Source organism: Arthrobacter silviterrae (assembly GCF_011045165.1).
GTDB classification, from domain to species: Bacteria; Actinomycetota; Actinomycetes; order Actinomycetales; family Micrococcaceae; genus Specibacter; species Specibacter silviterrae.
This window is the reverse complement of the sequence record NZ_JAAKZI010000012.1, coordinates 25,738-42,629: the sequence shown is the minus strand read 5'-3', so window position 1 is coordinate 42,629 and position 16,892 is coordinate 25,738. Positions and strand designations below refer to the sequence as shown.

The window sequence follows — 16,892 nt, the reverse complement described above, 5'->3', positions numbered from 1 at the left end:
GGCCGGACTAATTGACCAGAGTGGTCTTGATGTTGTCGCCTGTCGGGTCCACCGCGATGCATTGGACGCGGCGGTCCCCGCCATCCCACGAGCCCGAGGTTGGGTAGGCGCTGTATGACTTCAGTCCCTTGTAGTTCTTGGCGGCGGTGGTCACCGGGGCGTTTTTGCAAACCTCGGTGGCCTTGGCCTTGACGGTGTCGTCACCGGGGAAACTGTCCGCCATCGGGTACTCGTAGGACGCAACCACCTGGGCGGAATGCGGGCTGCTGCACAGCACCACGTCAGCGGACTTTTCAATCCCGTTGAAGCCGCGAAGGCAATCACCGTCGAGCCAGTCCAGCGACGATGCCTGCGCCACGATAACGTCCCCATCGCTGCTTGCGGCCGACGGCGACGCGTCGGCGTTGGAGTTGTCCGCAGCGGCCGACGTCTGGACCGGCTGTGGTGTGATGTCGCCGGCCTTTGTGCTGCCCAGCAACAGGCTGAACACCATCCACACCAGCAGGACCACCAGCACGACGGCGACAAGCACCGCACCGAGGATGATGAACAGCTTCTTCCTGCCATCCGGCGAACCCGTCCCGCCGGGGCCTCCCGGGAAACCCTGAGTGCCGCCGGGCTGCTGGCCGGGAACGCCCTGCCACGGGGCACCGGGCTGTCCGGGCTGGCCGGGAACGGGGGGAACAGGGGGAAATCCTGCCTGCTGGCCGGATGCCTGCTGGCCGGATGCGCCATAATTCGGTGCCGCATAGTTTGGTCCACCGGCATTCGGGGTTCCGTGCTGCATGGGGGCGCCGTATGGGGCGTGGCTGCCGGATGGGGCGGACGGCTGTTGTTGCCCCTGGGGTTGCTGCCCATATGGTTGCTGGGCGGGCGGCTGTTGTCCATGGGGTGGCCAGGGCTGCTGCCCATAGGGTGGCTGGCTTGGAGCGCCGGCGGGCGGCTGTCCCGGAGCCTGGCTTTCTCCATTGGCTGACGCTGAAGCCGCCGCGGCAGCTGCTGCATCCGCGGCACCCTGCGCAACCTGTCCGGGTGACTGCCAGGAGTTGGCCTTGGGCTGCCACGGCGTGGCGGACTGCTGCCAGGGCGTTTCCGGGCGGCGCCAGCCCGAGCCGTCGTCGATTCCGCGGCCAATGTGAGGGGCGGCTGCGGGGGCAGCAGGCGCACCGGGAGCCACTGCGGGCGGGACGGGGCGGATCAGCGTTTCCTTGTCGGCCTCATTCTGGGCGGGCACCTCGGCAACCGGCGCCTGGGCAATCGGCTTGTCAGCGACGGGCACCTCGGCAACAGGTGACCCGGCAGCGGCAGGCGGCTGGCCGGCGTCGTCCGCGTTGGAAAGCTGGGAGGAAGCCGGTGGCGCGGTGGGCTGGGCGGGCGCGGTCCAGGGATTGTTCGCGACGGGTGCCTTGGTGAAATCGGTGCGCAGTACGGTGGACTCATCCACCTCGGAAGACTCGCCAGCTGCCTGGCCGTCCTGGTGCCGAAAATCCAGTCGGGAGTCCGGAATGGGGGGAACAACCTCCGACGCCGGCAGCTCGGCAGAGCTCTCAGCCTCGCGGGCCACCCTGGCAGCTTCGGCCTCAACCTCGTCCAGGTTCACACTTTCGGCAACATCCGGGCTGATCTCGGCAGGACCCAGCTGCGGTTCGGCAAATTCAAAGTCGACGTCGGGAATGTCCGGGCCGGGATTTGCGGACGGATTCTCCTCCGGTACCTGGTCGTGAGAATTGTCGTGATCGCTCATTGAGAACTTGCCTTCCCTGCTGCACCAGTCTGTGGCACCTGTTTTTGCCTGAAATAAGGAAAATGACCTTGTCCGCGAACCGGCCGCGGACGGACTTCACAGCGTGTGCCGCGCTTCCCCTGCGGGAAAAAACTCCCCATGCGAGTGACTCTACCGAACATTTGCGGCCAACCGATGGAAAATGTCCACTTCACGATGGGGAGAAGACCCCATGGGCGGGAACGGTTGGCGCAGAACTCATGTAATCTAGGAGTACGACAAATTGACCGAATATTCCGGAGCCTCGCTCTCAGCCCGAGCGACCACCTCCGGTCCAAGTGTAAAAAGGGGGTCACGCCATGGGGCGCGGCCGTCAAAAGGCGAAGGCAACCAAGCAGGCTCGGGATATCAAGTACTATTCCCCGAACACTGACTATTCCGCTCTGCAAAAAGAGCTCGGTGCGACTACTCGGCGAGCCCCGAGCCATCACAGTGAGATCCCCGCAGAGCCGGACTACTCGGCATATGAAGACAAATATGCGGATCAGTTTGAGGACGACGACGAAGTGGACTCCCGCCGCATCGGTTAGGACCGCTTAGTCGCCATAGGCAACAAACCCTGCACGACGCACAGCAAGTTAGCTGAGGCGACGTGTGGGGATTTTGTTGTCCCACAAAAATGCCGCCGTTCCCGCATTTTGCCACCTGTGTAGCGGTGGCAAAATGCGGGAACGGCGGCAATTTCTGTCTGGGGACTACACCGCGTAGCTGCCCACCAGGCGGACGGCGCCGCCGTCAACACCCTTCGCGCCCTGCGTGTAGTCGGTCCCGGACCGGTCGGCTTCGCTTGCCTCGGCCGTGACAGTGCCCATGACCCACGACGGCAGGCCGCGCGAATTCAGCCTTGCCAGGGCGGAATCGGCGGCGTCGGCGGAAACCACGGCCACCATTCCGACACCCAGGTTCAGCGTGCGCTCCAAGTCTGCCAGCGGCACATTGCCCAGCTGCGACACGAGCGTGAAGATGGCCGGCAGGCTCCAGGTGGAACGGTCAACCGTGCCCACCAGGCCCTGCGGCAGCACGCGGGCCAGGTTCGCTGCGAGGCCGCCACCGGTGACATGGCTGAAGCCGTGCACTGCCTTCTCTGCGGTGACGGGCAGGAAGCGGGCCAGGTCCAGGCAGTCGGCAGCGTAGACGCGCGTGGGCTCCAGGAGCTCCTCGCCCAGCGTCCGGCCAAATTCGGAGACTTGGCGGTCCAGGGCCCAGCCGGCGTGGTTGATGACGCGGCGCACCAGGGAGTAGCCGTTGGAGTGCAAGCCGGAGGAGGCCATGCCGATGATGACGTCCCCGGCGCGCACGCGCTCAGGCCCCAGCAGCAGGTCTGCCTCGACCACCCCGGTGCAGGCGCCGGCCACGTCATACTCGTCAGGTGCCAGCAGGCCGGGGTGTTCGGCGGTTTCGCCGCCCACCAGCGCGGTGCCGGCCACCTTGCAGGCGCCTGCGATGCCGCGGACGATGTCGGCGATCCGCTCCGGGACCACCTTGCCGGTGGCGATGTAGTCGGTCATGAACAGGGGCTCGGCGCCGACCACCACGATGTCATCCACGACCATGCCCACCAAGTCGTAGCCGATGGTGTCGTGGATGTCCATGGCCTGGGCGATGGCCACCTTGGTGCCGACGCCGTCCGTGGAGGTGGCCAGGTAAGGCTTCTTGTAGCTCAGCAGCTTGGAGACGTCGTACAGCCCGGCGAAGCCGCCGAAGCCGCCCACCACTGACGGGCCGTGGGTGGCCTTGACGGCCTCCTTCATGAGTTCGACGGCGCGGTCCCCGGCCTCGGTGTCAACACCGGCGCTGGCGTAGGTGATGGCAGTGGGGGATTCCTGGGAGGCGTTGGTCATGGCGTCTCTTTCTTATGAACCGTCTGCGGCGGCGGCGCGGTCTTGGTCGGTGAGGAGGGTTTCCAGTTCCGCGTCGGGACCCGGGTCGCAGCCGGTGGAGGTGGTATTGTCGCCGGCCTGGGTGCGCTCCAGCAAGTTCTTGCCCAGCCTGTCACTGGAGGGCAGCTCAATGGGATAGGTGCCCGTGAAGCAGGCCGTGCACAACCGTTCGCGCGGCTGGAGGGTGGCATTGATCATGCCATCCTCGGAAATGTAGGCGAGGGAATCGGCACCAATTGACTTGCCGATCTCAGCAACGGCGGCTCCGTTGGCAATCAGTTCTGCGCGGGAGGCAAAATCAATGCCGTAGAAGCATGGCCACCGGACGGGCGGGGAAGAAATCTTGACGTGGACCTCGGCGGCGCCGGCCTCCTTGAGCATCCGCACCACGGCCCGCTGCGTATTGCCGCGAACGATTGAATCGTCCACCACCACAATGCGCTTGCCGCGGATGACGGATTCCAGGGCGTTCAGCTTCAGCTTGATACCCAGCTTGCGCAGGGTTTCGCTGGGCTGGATGAATGTTCGGCCCACATAGGCGTTTTTGACGAAACCGTGGGCAAACGGAATGCCAGACTCCTCGGCATAGCCGATGGCCGCCGGGGTGCCGGATTCGGGTACCGGGATGACCAGGTCGGCGTCGGCGTGGTTTTCACGGGCCAGCTGGCGGCCCATTTCCACGCGGGATTCGTACACGGAGCGCCCGGCGATGGTGGCGTCCGGGCGGGCCAGGTAGACGTACTCAAAGACGCAGCCGGCGGGGGTGGCCGGGGCGAAGCGCTGCGTGCGCACGCCGTCCTCGTCAATGGCGATGAATTCCCCGGGCTCAATTTCGCGGATGAAGCTGGCACCCATGGTGGCCAGGGCGGCACCTTCGGAGGCAACCACCCAGCCTGATTCCAGCCGGCCCAGCACCAGCGGGCGCACGCCGTGCGGGTCGCGGGCGGCGTAGAGGGTGTGTTCATCCATGAAAACGAAGCAGAAGGCGCCGTGCACCTTGGGCAGCAGCTCCATGGCCGTCTCTTCCAGGGAGCGGCCGTCCTCGCCCTGGAGCAGTGTGGTGACCAGTGCCGTGTCGGTGGTGTTGCCCTGCGCCATTTCGCCAGAGGTGGGGACGCCGTACTTGGCAATCACCATCTCATGGAGTTCGGCGGAGTTGGTCAGGTTTCCGTTGTGCGCCAAGGCCACGGTGCCGGTGCTGGTGGCGCCAAGGGTGGGCTGGGCATTGGCCCAATTCGCGGCCCCCGTGGTGGAATACCGGCAGTGGCCCACGGCCATGTGCCCGGTCAGGGTGTTCAGCGTGGGTTCGTCAAAGACCTGGGACACGAGCCCCATGTCCTTGTACACACTGATCCGCTTGCCGTCGCTGGTCGCGATGCCCGCCGACTCCTGGCCGCGGTGCTGCAGCGAATACAGCCCGTAATACGTTAGTTTTGCAACCTCTTCGCCGGGTGCCCAGATGCCCAGGACGCCGCAAGCGTCCTGAGGGCCCTTCTCGCCGGGTAAAAGATCATGGGAAAGTTTTCCGTCTCCGCGTGCCACCATAAAATTATCTCATGTAATGGCGCGGGCCTCTAACAGGGCCTCCAGCAGGGCCTCCAGCCGGACCTCCGGCAAAGCGCCGGGCGTTACGCGGAGGCCGGGCTGCCGTCGTCGTGCTCGGGGACGGATTCCACCACTGCTGTGAGGGAGTGCCGCAGGCTCCGCCTGTCGATGACCAGGGCCACCACCGCTCCCAGTCCGGCTCCCGGCAGGACCAGCAGGACGGCGAAGAAGCCAAAAATGCTGCTCGGATCGAAGTTTTCGATGCCGGGGGAGATGAGTGTGAGAATGCCGGCCACCACCACGCCCACCAGGGCCCCCGCAATCAGGAACGGAACGTACTTGGGTGCCCGGCGCAGCTGCACGCGGCGCCGTTCAGGGGGCGTCCGGGCGGCGTCGGATGAAGGGTCGGCAGGCTGGGAAGTCATGCTTAACAGGGTACCCGCCTTAGAGTGGAAGCACCCCTGAGAGGTCCGCCCGCAGTCCTGAGGCGGCCACCAGGGCGTGTTCGACGGCGGCACCCCAGCTGGTCCGGCCGGTCACCAGCGCAAGCCAGGTGTCGGCGTCGCACTCCACCACGTTGGGCGGGGTGCCGCGGGTGTGGCGCGGCCCGGCGATGCACTGCGTGACGCCAAAGGGCGGCACGCGCACTTCCACGGAGTTGCCGGGGACACGGAAGGAGAGTTCCTCCAGCGTGTAGCGCACGGCCGTGGCCAGCACGGCACGCGGCACGCCGCCCTGCTGCCATGCAGCCAGGGCGGCCTGGCCATCAGCTATGTCCACTCGGCGGCGGGATGCCACAATTCCTCCTACGTATCGGCTGCCAAGTCCGGCAGCCTAGTCCGGCAGCCTAGTCCGGCAGCCTAGTCCGGCAGCCTAGTCCGGCAGCCTAGTCCGGCAGCCTAGTCCGGCAACCTAGTCCGGCAGCCTAGTCCAGCAGGGCGCTGACGGCCTGGCCCAGCCTCAGGCTGCCGGCCGGGTGCCCTCCGCCCATGACGGGCGGCACCACCTTGGACAGCACCTGGGCCACGTCGGGCACGTCCAGGGCGCCGGCGGCGGCCAGCAGCGTCAGGGCCACCAGGGTTGCGGCGCGGCCGTTGCCGTCAAGCATCTTCACGGCCACGCTGGCGCCCGTGGGGGTGGCCATGGCGATGACCCCTTCTGCGCCCAATTTGGCCAGCACGCCCAGTTCCTCCATGACCACGGTGTTGGGCCTGCCGCGGCCCTCCACTGCCCACGGGTAATCCAGCATGGACGTTGCAATGGTGGCGGCGCGGGCATTGGCGTTGCGGTCCGACGGCGCCTTGGCCAGGGTGGTGAACGCCCGGGCCAATCCCTTGAGCGTCACCGCCATGACAGGGGCGCCGCAACCGTCCACGCCCGTGTGCTGGACCCGCTGGCCCGTGTATTCCTCCACGACCGAGCGCACCGCCCGCTGCATGGGATGGTTTGGTTCCAGGTAGCCGGCCGTGTCCCAGCCGTTTTCCGAGCACGCCCACAGGAAGGCGGCATGCTTGCCGGAGCAGTTCATGGCGAGCCTGGACGGGCCGCTGTCGTTGCGGACCAGCCAGGCCCGGGCCGCGCGATCCTGTGGCCAGGCTGCCGGGCACCCCAGCTGGGCTTCGGTGACGCCGGCAGCCTTGAGCATGCCGGCGACCACATCCAGGTGCTCGCGCGAACCCGTGTGGCTGCCGGCGGCCACGGCCACCTGTGCCCCGCGCAGCGGCACGCCGGACTGCATGGCGGCCAGCGCCTGGAACGGCTTGATGCTGGAGCGCGGGTAGATGGGGGAATCAATGGCCCCCAGGGACGTGACCACCGAGCCGTCCCCGGCCAGGACGACGGCGGAACCCAGGTGCCGGGACTCCACGAAGCCGCTGCGTTCCACGACGGCGAGTTCAACGGCGTCGTGCGCCCGAAAAGTCTGGATCATGCTGTCATCCTAGCGGCTGGGAAGGAGTGGGAATGCCGGTGGATTCCTTGAGGAGGAGGGGGACGGAGCCGGTGGGCTTGTCTGCAGCCGCGGCCCGGGCGACGGCGGCCAATTGTGCCGGGGCCACATAGATGGTGACGGTGCCTGTCCGCCCGTCCGGAATGATCCTGTGGATCGCCGCACCTTGCGCCCCGGGAAGCCGGGTTTGCCAGGCGGCCACGGCCTCCACCGCCTTTTCCAGTTCCGCGGCATTGATGGTGACCAGGGTAGGGATGGCCCCGGCGCTGGCGGCAATGGTTTCGGCATCCTTCGTGGTGACGGCAACGTGGAGCTTGTTGCCCTCAATCCAGGCATCCGCGTAGGCGGCGCCCAGCCGGGTCTTCAAGGAGTCATTGAGCTGGAGCAGCGCAGTGGTCTCCGCGGCGCCGGGCGTGGTGGCGGAACCCGCGGTGCTTGCAGCGGAGGGGCTTGTGGCGGTGGAGCTTGTGGCGGCGGAGCTTGGCACTGTTCCCGCCGATGCCTGCTCTCCCGGACTCTGGGTTCCCGGGGCGCTGCCTTGTCCGCAGGCCGCCATGCCCAGGACGCCGGTCATTGAGGCCGCCATGGCCAGGGCGGCCAGTCTGCTGCTCGTCATTGTTGCTCCTGCCTTCGTGCGGACCGCCGGGGTGAAAAGAGGGCGAAATGGCAAGTGGGTCCCATTCGTGATGAACGGGACCCACTCCTTACTGGTTATGTGTTACAGCCTATGGCTTTGCCGTTAGTGCGCGGATTTGCGGCGGCGGAACAGCAGGAACGCAGCCCCTCCGAGCACCAGCAGGCTCCCTGCGGCGCCCAGTGGCAGCAGGGCGCTGGAGGCACCCGTGTTGGCCAGGCCGCCGTTGTTGGAGGGGTCCACCCCGCCGGCTGCGCCCGGAGCGGCGGGGGAGGCCGGGGTGGTGGCACCTGGCGTGGTGGGTGCGGGCTTCTGCGTAGCCGGAGGCGTGGGCTTGGCCAGCACCACGAAGTCAGCCTTGCCCGCCGGGGAGGACTGGCCATTGAGGGTCTGGACTGCCGAGAGGCTGTAGTTGCCGCTGGCAAACTTCTGGCTGAACGTGATGCTCCACGTGGAGCCGTCAACCGTGGCGTCATATTGCTGGCCATTAATGGTCACCTTGACCGTGGCGCCGGGGGTGTTGGTGCCCGAAACGGTAACGGGGCCCTGGTCATAAGGGAACTGCTGGCCCTGGCTCGGTGAGGTGACGGCCGGAGCGGCCGGCACCACCGTGAACTTGCTGGTGGCGGCCGGGGAGTCATTCCAATCGGCCAGGGTCTGCTGTGCCGTGACGGTGTAGCTGCCGATCTCCAACGCCGGTGCCACTGCCACACTCCACGTGCCGTTTGCAGCAACCACGGCGGTACCAGTGACGTCGCCGGACAGAGTCACGGTGGCGCCGGCCTTGCCGGTGCCCGTGATGGCGGAGACGGGGACCGTGGCGGAGCCGTTCAGGGCCGGGGCGGTGAACGCGGGGGCGGCCAGGGTCGCCTTGATGACCTGAATGGACGCCGTGGCGGTTGCCGAGGTGCTGTAGCCGTTCCTCGCCTGGGCCGTGATGGCGAAGGTGCCGAACTTGTTCGGTGCCTTCACTGACCACGTGCCGTTGGCGGCAACAGTGGGCGCAGGCGCGGACTTGACGCCGTCGATCGTGACGTCAACCAGCGTGCCCGCAGGGGCGTCCGCCACGGCGCCGCTGATGGTTGCCTCGCGGTACACGGTGCCCTTGGTGGTCACCGCAGGTGTGCCCAGAAAGATCTTGACGGTGTAGCCGTTGGTGGCGGCCAGGGCCGGCCTGATGTCGGCTGTAATCGCAACGGTGGTGCCGTCGTCCATGGTGCCGCCGGCGCTGGTGATGCCCACCGCCGTGGTGCCTGCAATAACGGGGCCGCCGGAGTCGCCGTGGTCGCTGCGCAGGTTGCCGATGGAGGCAAAGCCGCGGACAGCGCGCAGGTCGTTGGGGTTGCCGCCCGGGTTGACGGGCGACGGGGCGTTGATCCCCTGGATGACATACGCGCCCTTTTCGTCCACGGTTCCGCAGGTCCAGCCCGTAGTGCGGCCGGACTTGCAGATTTTTGCCCCGAGAACCGCATCGCCGACGCCCGTGACATGGACGGTGTCGGCGGAAATTTGTTGGGGAGCCGTGGGAACCCAGGATTTTGCCCCGGTCCACTTGGCCACGGCGGGGAGCTGGGTGAGGTTGCCGGCGATTTCGTTGATGACGGAGACGTCGGTGCCGATGTTTGAAGCGGGGTTGCCCAACAGGTCTGACGTGGTGAAGCTGTTGTTTGGGCCGCCGAATTGTGAGAAGCCGACCCTGCCGAGGGGGGTCAACAGGGATGCGGTGTTGAAGCTGTTGGTCGTCACATTTTCATTCGCCGGGTTCGTCAAGGCCGCCACCGTCGTGGCGCCGTCGGAGGTGCAGTGGCCTGCGGAGATGACGGCGGGCGCGCCCGCCATGTTGAAGCCGTTCCAGCCGATGCTGCAGAGCCCGCCGTGCCCGTTGCTGTCATCAGAGGTGTAGTAGCCCTCGCCGTTGACCATGTCGAAAGGGTCGCCCACCGCGTAGTGCGCTGTTCCGGGGCCCGTGGCGTCTACAACCACCACGTTTCCGTATTTGGCGGCGAATTCCGTGACGGACGGCATTGCCCTGGCAAACGCGCGCGGGGACGCTGTGGGCGTGGCGGGGGACTTGAGGTCGCCCGTGCGAATAACAAAATCGCCGCTAATGTTCTGGGCCACCGAAAGCAGGTTCCTGGCACCAAACGTCTTGACGTAGTCGTTGAACAGCGCATCCACGCTGGCGGCGTCCACCTTGGCGGGTCCCAGTGCCGACGGGGTGGCCTTCACCGTCACCTTGGTGGCTCCGGCGGCTTGCCTGGCAACGTCGGTGGCCGTTGTCTGGACGGTGATGCCGCCCCCGGACACCGAAACCACGGCGGCGGGATCCACCGTGGAAACCTCGGCCTGGACATCCGCGGCCTTGGCGGCAAGCTCGCCCTGGGCCTTGAATTCCTCAACCGTCATGCCAAGATCGCGCTTGAGCGCCTCAGCGAGGCCGCCGGGCAGTTCAGTGCCGGATGCGGCTGGCGCGGTGGCTGGCGCACTGGCGGTGCCGGGCGGCGTTGCGCCTGCCGTTGCCGAGCCTGCCGACATTGTTGGTGCGGCTGGCGGCTCGGGTTGAGGGGCGGCGTTTGCGGCGCCGGCCGCAAACGTGCCGGCCATGAAAACGGCGGCTGCGGCACAGGCCGCGCCTCCGCGCCTAAGAAGGGCGCGTGTGGATGCCTGCATGAATATCCCCCTGGTGGAGCCAATGCCTGTCACGGGTGCAAACCGGTGGTGAACCCGGCGCCGGCACCCGAAAAAGATCCGGGCCAGCCCACCATTGACGCTAGCAAGTCGAAAAACCGGGCCGCAAGGGGCAAACCGCATGTTTCGGGAGAAACCGCAGAATCAGGACGTGGAGTCCTGCCCATTGACACTCCGGGCGAAATGTGTCCGCCGCCACTGGCCCGGCTAAAGCGTTGCGGAAGTGGTTGCGGGGCCTTGTACCCTTGAATCGTGAAGGTACTAGTGATTGGCCCCGGCGGCCGCGAACATGCCATTGTCCGCTCCCTCTTGCGTGACCCGAATGTCACGGAGGTCCATGCGGCCCCCGGCAACGCTGGCATCGCCGAGATTGTGCCCACGCACGCCATCGACGCCAACAACCCCGCAGCCGTGACAGCCCTTGCACTAAAGCTGGAGAGCGACCTGGTGGTGGTGGGCCCCGAGGCCCCGCTGGCTGCGGGCGTGTCTGATGCGCTCACTGCGGCCGGAATTCCGGTGTTTGGCCCCAGCCGGGAAGCCGCCCAGCTCGAAGCGTCGAAGGCCTTTGCCAAGACCGTCATGGCGGAGGCCCAGGTCCCCACGGCCATGGCCCGCGTGGCCACCAACGCCGCGGAAGCTGCGGATGCGCTGGATGCCTTTGGTGCGCCCTACGTTGTCAAGGACGACGGCCTGGCGGCCGGCAAGGGCGTGGTGGTCACCAGCGACCGCGAGGAAGCCCTGACCCACGCCCAGTCCTGCTTTGACGTGGGCGGCACCGTGGTCATTGAGGAATTCCTTGACGGTCCCGAAGTTTCCCTGTTTGTCCTGGCCGACGGCCGCACCGTGGTGCCCCTGGCCCCGGCGCAGGACTTCAAGCGCATCTTCGACGGCGACGAAGGCCCCAACACCGGTGGCATGGGCGCCTACTCGCCGCTGGAATGGGTGCCGGCCAACCTGGTGCAGGACGTCATCGACCGCGTGGCCCAGCCCACCATTGACGAGATGGCCCACCGGGGCACCCCCTTTACCGGCGTGCTCTACTGCGGCCTGGCCCTGACCAGCCGCGGCACCCGCGTCATCGAATTCAACGCCCGTTTTGGCGACCCGGAAACGCAGGCCGTCCTGGCCCGCCTCAAGACTCCCCTTGGCGGCGTGCTCATGGCGGCGGCGAAGGGGCAGCTGGAGGACATCGACGAGCTGCGCTGGGCACCTGAGACGGCAGTCGCCGTCGTGCTGGCCAGTGAGAACTACCCCGACACCCCGCGCACCGGGGACAGGATCCGGGGCCTGAAGAAGGCGAACCGGCTGGAGGGCGTCCACGTGCTGCACGCCGGCACGGCCATGGACGACGACGGCAGCGTGGTCAGTGCCGGAGGGCGGGTATTGGCGGTGGTGGGCCTGGGCGCGGACCTGGAAGATGCCCGCGAAAAGGCGTACGCCGGCATGGAGCAAATTTCGCTGGAGGGCGGCCAGTACCGCACGGACATTGCGGCCAAGGCAGCGCGTGGCGAAATCACCGTGGCGGTTCCCGCCCCCAAGGCATAAGGACAAAACATCATCATGGCTTCAGCAGCAGCAAGCAGCACTGCCCCCTCCCTGCCCGGCTGGGAACACGTCTACTCCGGCAAGGTCCGCGACCTCTATACGCCGGCTGTGGGCTCCGGGCCGTTCGCCGGGCGCAGCGACGTGGTCCTGGTGGTGGCCAGCGACAGGATCAGTGCCTTTGACTTCATCCTGGCCAGCGAGATTCCGGACAAGGGCCGGATCCTGACGCAGCTGAGCCTGTGGTGGTTTGAGCAGCTTGACGTACCCAACCACCTCGTTGCGACCACGGTGGAGGAAGGCGTGCCGGCCGCGGTGGAGGGGCGTGCCATGGTGTGCCGGAAGCTCGAGATGTTCCCCATCGAGTGCATCGCCCGGGGCTACCTGACGGGCTCGGGACTGTTGGAGTACCGCGCGTCGAAGACAGTGTGCGGCTTGCCGCTGCCGGACGGCCTGGGTGACGGATCGCGCCTGGCGGAGCCCATTTTCACGCCGTCGGCCAAGGCGGAGGTTGGCACGCATGACGAAAACATCACCTTTGACACCATGGTGGGCACGGTGGGGGCGGACAATGCCCGGGCCCTGCGGGAACTGACGCTGGGGATTTACTCGCGTGCGGAGGAGATTGCCCGGGAGCGCGGCATCATCCTGGCGGACACGAAAGTGGAATTTGGCACCGACCCGGCTACGGGCACCATCACCCTGGGCGACGAGGTGCTCACCCCTGATTCCTCACGGTTCTGGGACGCCGGGCTGTGGGAACCGGGCAAGGCGCAGCCCAGCTTTGACAAGCAATACGTGCGCGACTGGCTCGCCAGCGACGCCTCCGGCTGGGACCGGAAGTCGGACACGCCGCCGCCCGCGCTGCCCGCGGAGGTCATTGCGCGCACCCGGGAGCGTTACGTGGACGCCTACGAACGGCTGACCGGGAAGAAGTTCATTTAGCGCTGGACGGCGCCGAGGTCGCGGGGCGATTCAGTGTCCTTGATGCCCGCCTCCGCCTGGGCCACCCTGTCCGCGGCGCCGGCCTGCAAGGCCAGTTCCCGGGCTTCCCGGAACGCCTGAAGGGCGTCCTCCGGGCGGCCCTCGGCCTGCAGGACCTGGCCCAGCAGGAGCGCCGTGTCACCGGCAATGTGGCTTGGCAGTGTGGACCGCTCCGGGCCCAGGGCCTCAATGAGCGCCAGGGCGTGGGCGGTGTCGCCTGTCAGGTAGTTCCAGCGGGCCCGCAGCAGCGTCAGCTCCATGGCTTCAGCTCCCGTTGCCCCCACCACCGAATGGGCCAGTTCACTGCGCTCAATGGCCTGGAGGGTGGCAGGTTCCACCACGCCGGCAGCGAGCCGCACCCACGCCGTGGACTTGTTGAACTGGGCCCAGCGGGCCAAATCCTGGGTGGGGGAGAGCAGGCGGCTGGCCTTGGCATGGTGGTTCAGGCCGTTGCTGACATCCTGGCGGATGAAGGCCACATTGCCGATCACCCAGTGCATTTCCCCGGCCATCTGTGCGGGCGTGGAATCGGTAATGGCAGCGGCCAGGGTCAGGCAGTGCTCCCAGGCGTCATCCAGGCGGCCGGCCTCGGTCAGGGCGCCGATCAGGGTTTGCAGGGCCGTCAGGTAGGAGGAGTACTCCTCCTCGGTGTCCCCGGACCCTATTTCCACGGCCATGGTGGCCTGCTCGATGGCCTCGGGGAGCCGGCCAAGGCCAAGCAGCGCGGCAGCCATGACCTGGCGCGTGCGCAGTGCCAGTGAATCGCTGCTGGCTGTCAGCGGGTTCGCCAACAGTCGGTGCAGCACGGTCAGGGCCGACTCACACTCAACATTGCGCATCAGGGCGCTGGCCTGCAGGTACGTCATGTTCCACCAGGTCACGGAGTCGCGGCTGGCGATGGCCTTTTCGGCGGCGATGGCGGCGTTGGATGCGGCTGTGGAGTAGTCGCGGGTGTCCCAGCACTGCCGGGCGTAGAGGGACGCTTGCAGGTATTCGGTCTCTTCCGTGGAGACGGGCCGGACCCACTCTTCAATGGAGTGCGGCGCCAGCTGCAGCTGCCGGGCAAGCTGCTTGATGATTTCCACGGTGGGCTCGCGGCGGCCGTTTTCGAGCAAGGAGATATAGCTGGATGAGTAGAGCGAACCGCCCAACTCGGCCTGCGTGAGGCGCCGGTCCAAGCGTTCCTGCCTTAGTCGATCCCCAAAACTGCTGCCCACTGTTGCGCTCCTCCTTGGAACTTGCCGATACAGCAAGTCATTTATCCAACTCTAATGTCTACGGTGAAACGATGGGAGCCCGAGCCATGGAATGTTTCTTCCTGCAGATGGACCACATATTACATGGGCACGCCGCCGCACAGGGTGAGCTTATACAGTGCGGCGTGGCCTTGCCTGGCCACCAGCGTGAACCCCTCCGACGCCGAGGCCAGTGTTACTCCCGGATAAAGCGACATGGGATTGTCAAAAGCCGGGATGTAATCGGTGCCAAAATCGAGCAGGTAGGTGACGCCCTGGCGCTTCGCGGCGGCACACACCTGCTGGTCGCCGCCCACGCGGTTCAGCCAAAAGCGCAGCGTGTACAGGTCGGGATTGAGGTCTCCCTGGGAGCTGTACGGGAACAGCATGTGCCGCCCGGCCAGCGCCATGGCCAGGGCTGAACCGTTATAGGGATTGTTGGCGATCACGTCCTTGGGAGTGGTGAACTGGTCCAGACGGTGGATCAGCGACAGTTCATCCGCGTCCACCTGGGCCAGGGAGTCCGGCTGTGCAGGCACGTTGTAGACGGTGCGCACGGCACCGGCCATTTGCCACATCCCGGGATTGGAGAAGGCGAGGACGACGGCGAGCCCGGCTGCCGCCGTCGTCCTGCCTTTGCCTGTGGCGGCCCAGGCGAGGCGGGCCGGGAACCTGCCCGTCAAGTAGTCCAGGCACCAGGCCAGCCCGACTGCGGCCAGGGGCACCGCCACCAGGGGGAGGAGGGCGGCGATGCGCTCGGGGTTGTCCCACCAGGGTGCCATCAGGGAGTTGGCCAGGGGCAGGTTGGTGCCGGCCGCCAGAGGGTAGGTGAAGGACGCCAGCACCAGGGCGCCCAGCAGCCAGCGCAGCTTGTGCACCGTAAAGGCTCGCCACGTCCCCAGCACGACAAGTGCGGTCAGCAGCACGGCCGGGAACCAGATGGGGGCCGGGGCGTTGGTGAAGTTGCGCAGCAGGGCCAGCGGGAATGGCAGGAATGCGGGGCTGGTGTAGTTGAACAGGCTGCGGATTTGCGGCAGGAGGGCCAGCGCGGCGCCGGCCGCGGCAAGGCCCGCCACGAGTGCGCCCAGCCTGGTCCAGCCCGCGCGGTGGCTGCGGGCAAAGTTGCGGCGCAGCCAGCCGAACACCATGGCCGCCAGCAGGGGGGTGAGCACCAGGAGCACGCTGAACACCCCGTTGGGCTGGGCCGTGATGGCGCCGGGGAGGAAGAGGACCACCAGGGCCAGGGCCATGGCCGGGCCGGGCAGGCGGCCCTCGGCGGGGCGGATGATAAGCAGGACCAGGGCGATGCCCACGGGGACCAGAGCGTTGGACAGGGAATTGGGGTAGGCGGAGCCGTATTGCAGCAGGAGCAGCGGGAAGGCGGGGAAGGCGGCCGCGAGGGCGCCGGTTGCCGCCAGTACTGTGCGGCTGTCGCCAAAGAGGACCCGTGCCAGGAATACGCAACTGAGCGGCCAGACCACCCCGGCCACGGCCAGCCACATGATGTTTGTGGCGGCGGGCACGCTGATGCCGGTGAGGATCACCAGCAGGCTGGCGAGTCCGTGCCAGGCACCCGGGTAAAACGCGGATTTGACGGTGGGCAGGATGAAGCTGGAGATCGCGAAGGAGGAGGCGTTGCCTGTTTGGACCGCGTGTTCGGTGGCGTTGAGGTGGAAAACGGAGTCGTAGCCCTGGGTGAACTGCTCCGGGTTGGCGGCGGCGGTGGCCAGCAGCACCGTGGTGATGGCCAATGCTGTCAGGACCCCGGCCGCGGCGGCGCCCACCGTGCCGCGCGGGTCGCGGGAGGGGTTCCGTCCCCCTGCCGGTGCCGGTGCCGGTGCCGGTGCCGTTGCCGGGGACAGGTAGGGGATGAAACGCCGGGCCAGGTAGGCGCCGGCAGCCGCGATGGCCGTCCCCAGCAGGACCACCGGTGCGCCCCAGCCCAGGTGGAGCCACGGGGCCACGATGGCGCTGACGCCGATGATGGAGACGGAGACGGCCGGGGCCAGGCACAGGGCCGCCAGCCCCCGGAGCCGGAGGGTGAACATCACGCAGGCGCCGGGGAGGCCGAGGATCAACAGTGCCAGGGTGAAGGCCGGCAGTGCCTCAAGCCATGAAGTCACGCGGATGTCCTGTGCTGGGTGGGAAGGTGGGCTGGGGTGCCGGGCTAGATCTTCTTGACCACGCTGGATTTGAGGAGCATGTTGCCGAAGCCGTCGATTTTCGCGTCGATGTCGTGCCCGTCAACAGGCGTGATGAGGCGGATGTTGCGCACCTTGGTGCCTGCCTTGAGACCCTGGGGGTTGCCCTTGATTTTCATGGTCTTTGCGATGCTCACGGTGTCGCCGTCGGCCAGGACGTTGCCCACGGAGTCCCGCACCACATTTTCAGTTTCCGTGTCCGCAGCGGAAGGGGACCATTCGTGGCCGCACTCCGGGCAGACCAGCAGCTCGCCCATCTCGTAGGCGAGTTCGCCGGAACATTCGGGGCACGGGGGAAGTGTGTCGCTCATGTCCCCAGTCTATCCGGGGCCGCTGCCCGGGTCCCGGCATTCCCGGTGCAGGTGATGCTCCTTCTGCTGGTGCCCGCAGTCCGCATCGCGGCCGAACGGATAATCATCTGCGCAATTCTTCCGTTGGCGGCTTTCGTGGCG

General features: G+C 67.0%; 14 protein-coding genes. 3 read left to right on the top strand and 11 right to left on the bottom strand.

Translation table 11 applies throughout. The annotated features are described in order from the left end of the window. Nucleotides 1-7: 7 nt before the first annotated feature. The gene (locus tag G6N77_RS08690) at nucleotides 8-1,744 is read right to left on the bottom strand and encodes a septum formation family protein (RefSeq protein WP_165181638.1); all 1,737 of its coding nucleotides are present in this window, start codon (nucleotides 1,742-1,744) and stop codon (nucleotides 8-10) included. A gap of 338 nt (nucleotides 1,745-2,082) precedes the next feature. On the opposite strand from G6N77_RS08690, the gene G6N77_RS08685 reads away from it, so the two are divergent. Further along, the gene (locus tag G6N77_RS08685) at nucleotides 2,083-2,313 is read left to right on the top strand and encodes a DUF3073 domain-containing protein (RefSeq protein WP_165181637.1); all 231 of its coding nucleotides are present in this window, start codon (nucleotides 2,083-2,085) and stop codon (nucleotides 2,311-2,313) included. A gap of 165 nt (nucleotides 2,314-2,478) precedes the next feature. On the opposite strand, the gene purM is transcribed toward G6N77_RS08685, so the two are convergent. The 7 genes from purM to G6N77_RS08650 all read right to left on the bottom strand — a co-directional run bounded on the left by purM (nucleotide 2,479) and on the right by G6N77_RS08650 (nucleotide 10,460). Then, on the bottom strand, nucleotides 2,479-3,624 hold the full coding sequence (gene purM / locus G6N77_RS08680) for a phosphoribosylformylglycinamidine cyclo-ligase (protein ID WP_165181636.1): 1,146 nt from the start codon (nucleotides 3,622-3,624) through the stop codon (nucleotides 2,479-2,481). A gap of 12 nt (nucleotides 3,625-3,636) precedes the next feature. Then, nucleotides 3,637-5,205, bottom strand: coding sequence for an amidophosphoribosyltransferase (gene purF / locus G6N77_RS08675; RefSeq protein ID WP_165181705.1), 1,569 nt, complete (start codon nucleotides 5,203-5,205; stop codon nucleotides 3,637-3,639). Between the two features lie 86 nt (nucleotides 5,206-5,291). Beyond that, nucleotides 5,292-5,633 (bottom strand): MFS transporter, encoded by a 342-nt coding sequence (locus tag G6N77_RS08670; protein WP_165181635.1) that lies wholly within the window; start codon nucleotides 5,631-5,633, stop codon nucleotides 5,292-5,294. A gap of 19 nt (nucleotides 5,634-5,652) precedes the next feature. After that, a complete protein-coding gene (locus G6N77_RS08665) occupies nucleotides 5,653-6,009 on the bottom strand; it encodes a sterol carrier family protein (RefSeq protein WP_165181703.1) in 357 nt (118 codons plus the stop codon). Nucleotides 6,010-6,133: 124 nt separating this feature from the next. Continuing rightward, a complete protein-coding gene (locus tag G6N77_RS08660) occupies nucleotides 6,134-7,138 on the bottom strand; it encodes an asparaginase (protein ID WP_165181634.1) in 1,005 nt (334 codons plus the stop codon). A 4-nt stretch (nucleotides 7,139-7,142) separates the two neighbouring features. Then, nucleotides 7,143-7,772: a hypothetical protein gene (locus G6N77_RS08655; protein WP_165181633.1), complete on the bottom strand. Its 630-nt coding sequence runs from the start codon at nucleotides 7,770-7,772 to the stop codon at nucleotides 7,143-7,145. 123 nt (nucleotides 7,773-7,895) lie between these two features. Further along, nucleotides 7,896-10,460 (bottom strand): LPXTG cell wall anchor domain-containing protein, encoded by a 2,565-nt coding sequence (locus G6N77_RS08650; protein ID WP_165181632.1) that lies wholly within the window; start codon nucleotides 10,458-10,460, stop codon nucleotides 7,896-7,898. A 270-nt stretch (nucleotides 10,461-10,730) separates the two neighbouring features. On the opposite strand from G6N77_RS08650, the gene purD reads away from it, so the two are divergent. Together purD and G6N77_RS08640 are read left to right on the top strand one after the other, a co-directional pair. Further along, entirely contained in the window at nucleotides 10,731-12,023 is a 1,293-nt protein-coding gene (purD, locus tag G6N77_RS08645) for a phosphoribosylamine--glycine ligase (RefSeq protein ID WP_165181631.1), read from the top strand. 15 nt (nucleotides 12,024-12,038) lie between these two features. Then, nucleotides 12,039-12,965 carry a phosphoribosylaminoimidazolesuccinocarboxamide synthase gene (locus G6N77_RS08640; protein WP_165181630.1) on the top strand — a complete coding sequence of 309 codons (927 nt, stop codon included), beginning with the start codon at nucleotides 12,039-12,041 and terminating at the stop codon, nucleotides 12,963-12,965. Here G6N77_RS08640 and G6N77_RS08635 read toward each other — a convergent pair. From G6N77_RS08635 to G6N77_RS08625, 3 genes are all read right to left on the bottom strand, one after another. Further along, nucleotides 12,962-14,221 (bottom strand): helix-turn-helix domain-containing protein, encoded by a 1,260-nt coding sequence (locus G6N77_RS08635; RefSeq protein WP_262452654.1) that lies wholly within the window; start codon nucleotides 14,219-14,221, stop codon nucleotides 12,962-12,964. The two genes, G6N77_RS08640 and G6N77_RS08635, sit on opposite strands and share 4 nt — an antisense overlap. 119 nt (nucleotides 14,222-14,340) lie before the next feature. After that, nucleotides 14,341-16,362, bottom strand: a complete 2,022-nt coding sequence (locus G6N77_RS08630) for a DUF6541 family protein (RefSeq protein WP_165181628.1) — start codon at nucleotides 16,360-16,362, stop codon at nucleotides 14,341-14,343. Between the two features lie 44 nt (nucleotides 16,363-16,406). Further along, on the bottom strand, nucleotides 16,407-16,751 hold the full coding sequence (locus G6N77_RS08625; protein ID WP_165181627.1) for a zinc ribbon domain-containing protein YjdM: 345 nt from the start codon (nucleotides 16,749-16,751) through the stop codon (nucleotides 16,407-16,409). Nucleotides 16,752-16,892: the final 141 nt, after the last annotated feature.

What these genes read in the sequence shown, in the direction of transcription:
- G6N77_RS08690 (WP_165181638.1), bottom strand. Translation starts at nt 1,744, where the DNA reads ATGAGCGATCACGACAATTCTCACGACCAGGTACCGGAGGAGAATCCG.
- G6N77_RS08685 (WP_165181637.1), top strand. Translation starts at nt 2,083, where the DNA reads ATGGGGCGCGGCCGTCAAAAGGCGAAGGCAACCAAGCAGGCTCGGGAT.
- purM (WP_165181636.1), bottom strand. Translation starts at nt 3,624, where the DNA reads ATGACCAACGCCTCCCAGGAATCCCCCACTGCCATCACCTACGCCAGC.
- G6N77_RS08670 (WP_165181635.1), bottom strand. Translation starts at nt 5,633, where the DNA reads ATGACTTCCCAGCCTGCCGACCCTTCATCCGACGCCGCCCGGACGCCC.
- G6N77_RS08660 (WP_165181634.1), bottom strand. Translation starts at nt 7,138, where the DNA reads ATGATCCAGACTTTTCGGGCGCACGACGCCGTTGAACTCGCCGTCGTG.
- G6N77_RS08655 (WP_165181633.1), bottom strand. Translation starts at nt 7,772, where the DNA reads ATGACGAGCAGCAGACTGGCCGCCCTGGCCATGGCGGCCTCAATGACC.
- G6N77_RS08650 (WP_165181632.1), bottom strand. Translation starts at nt 10,460, where the DNA reads ATGCAGGCATCCACACGCGCCCTTCTTAGGCGCGGAGGCGCGGCCTGT.
- G6N77_RS08640 (WP_165181630.1), top strand. Translation starts at nt 12,039, where the DNA reads ATGGCTTCAGCAGCAGCAAGCAGCACTGCCCCCTCCCTGCCCGGCTGG.
- G6N77_RS08625 (WP_165181627.1), bottom strand. Translation starts at nt 16,751, where the DNA reads ATGAGCGACACACTTCCCCCGTGCCCCGAATGTTCCGGCGAACTCGCC.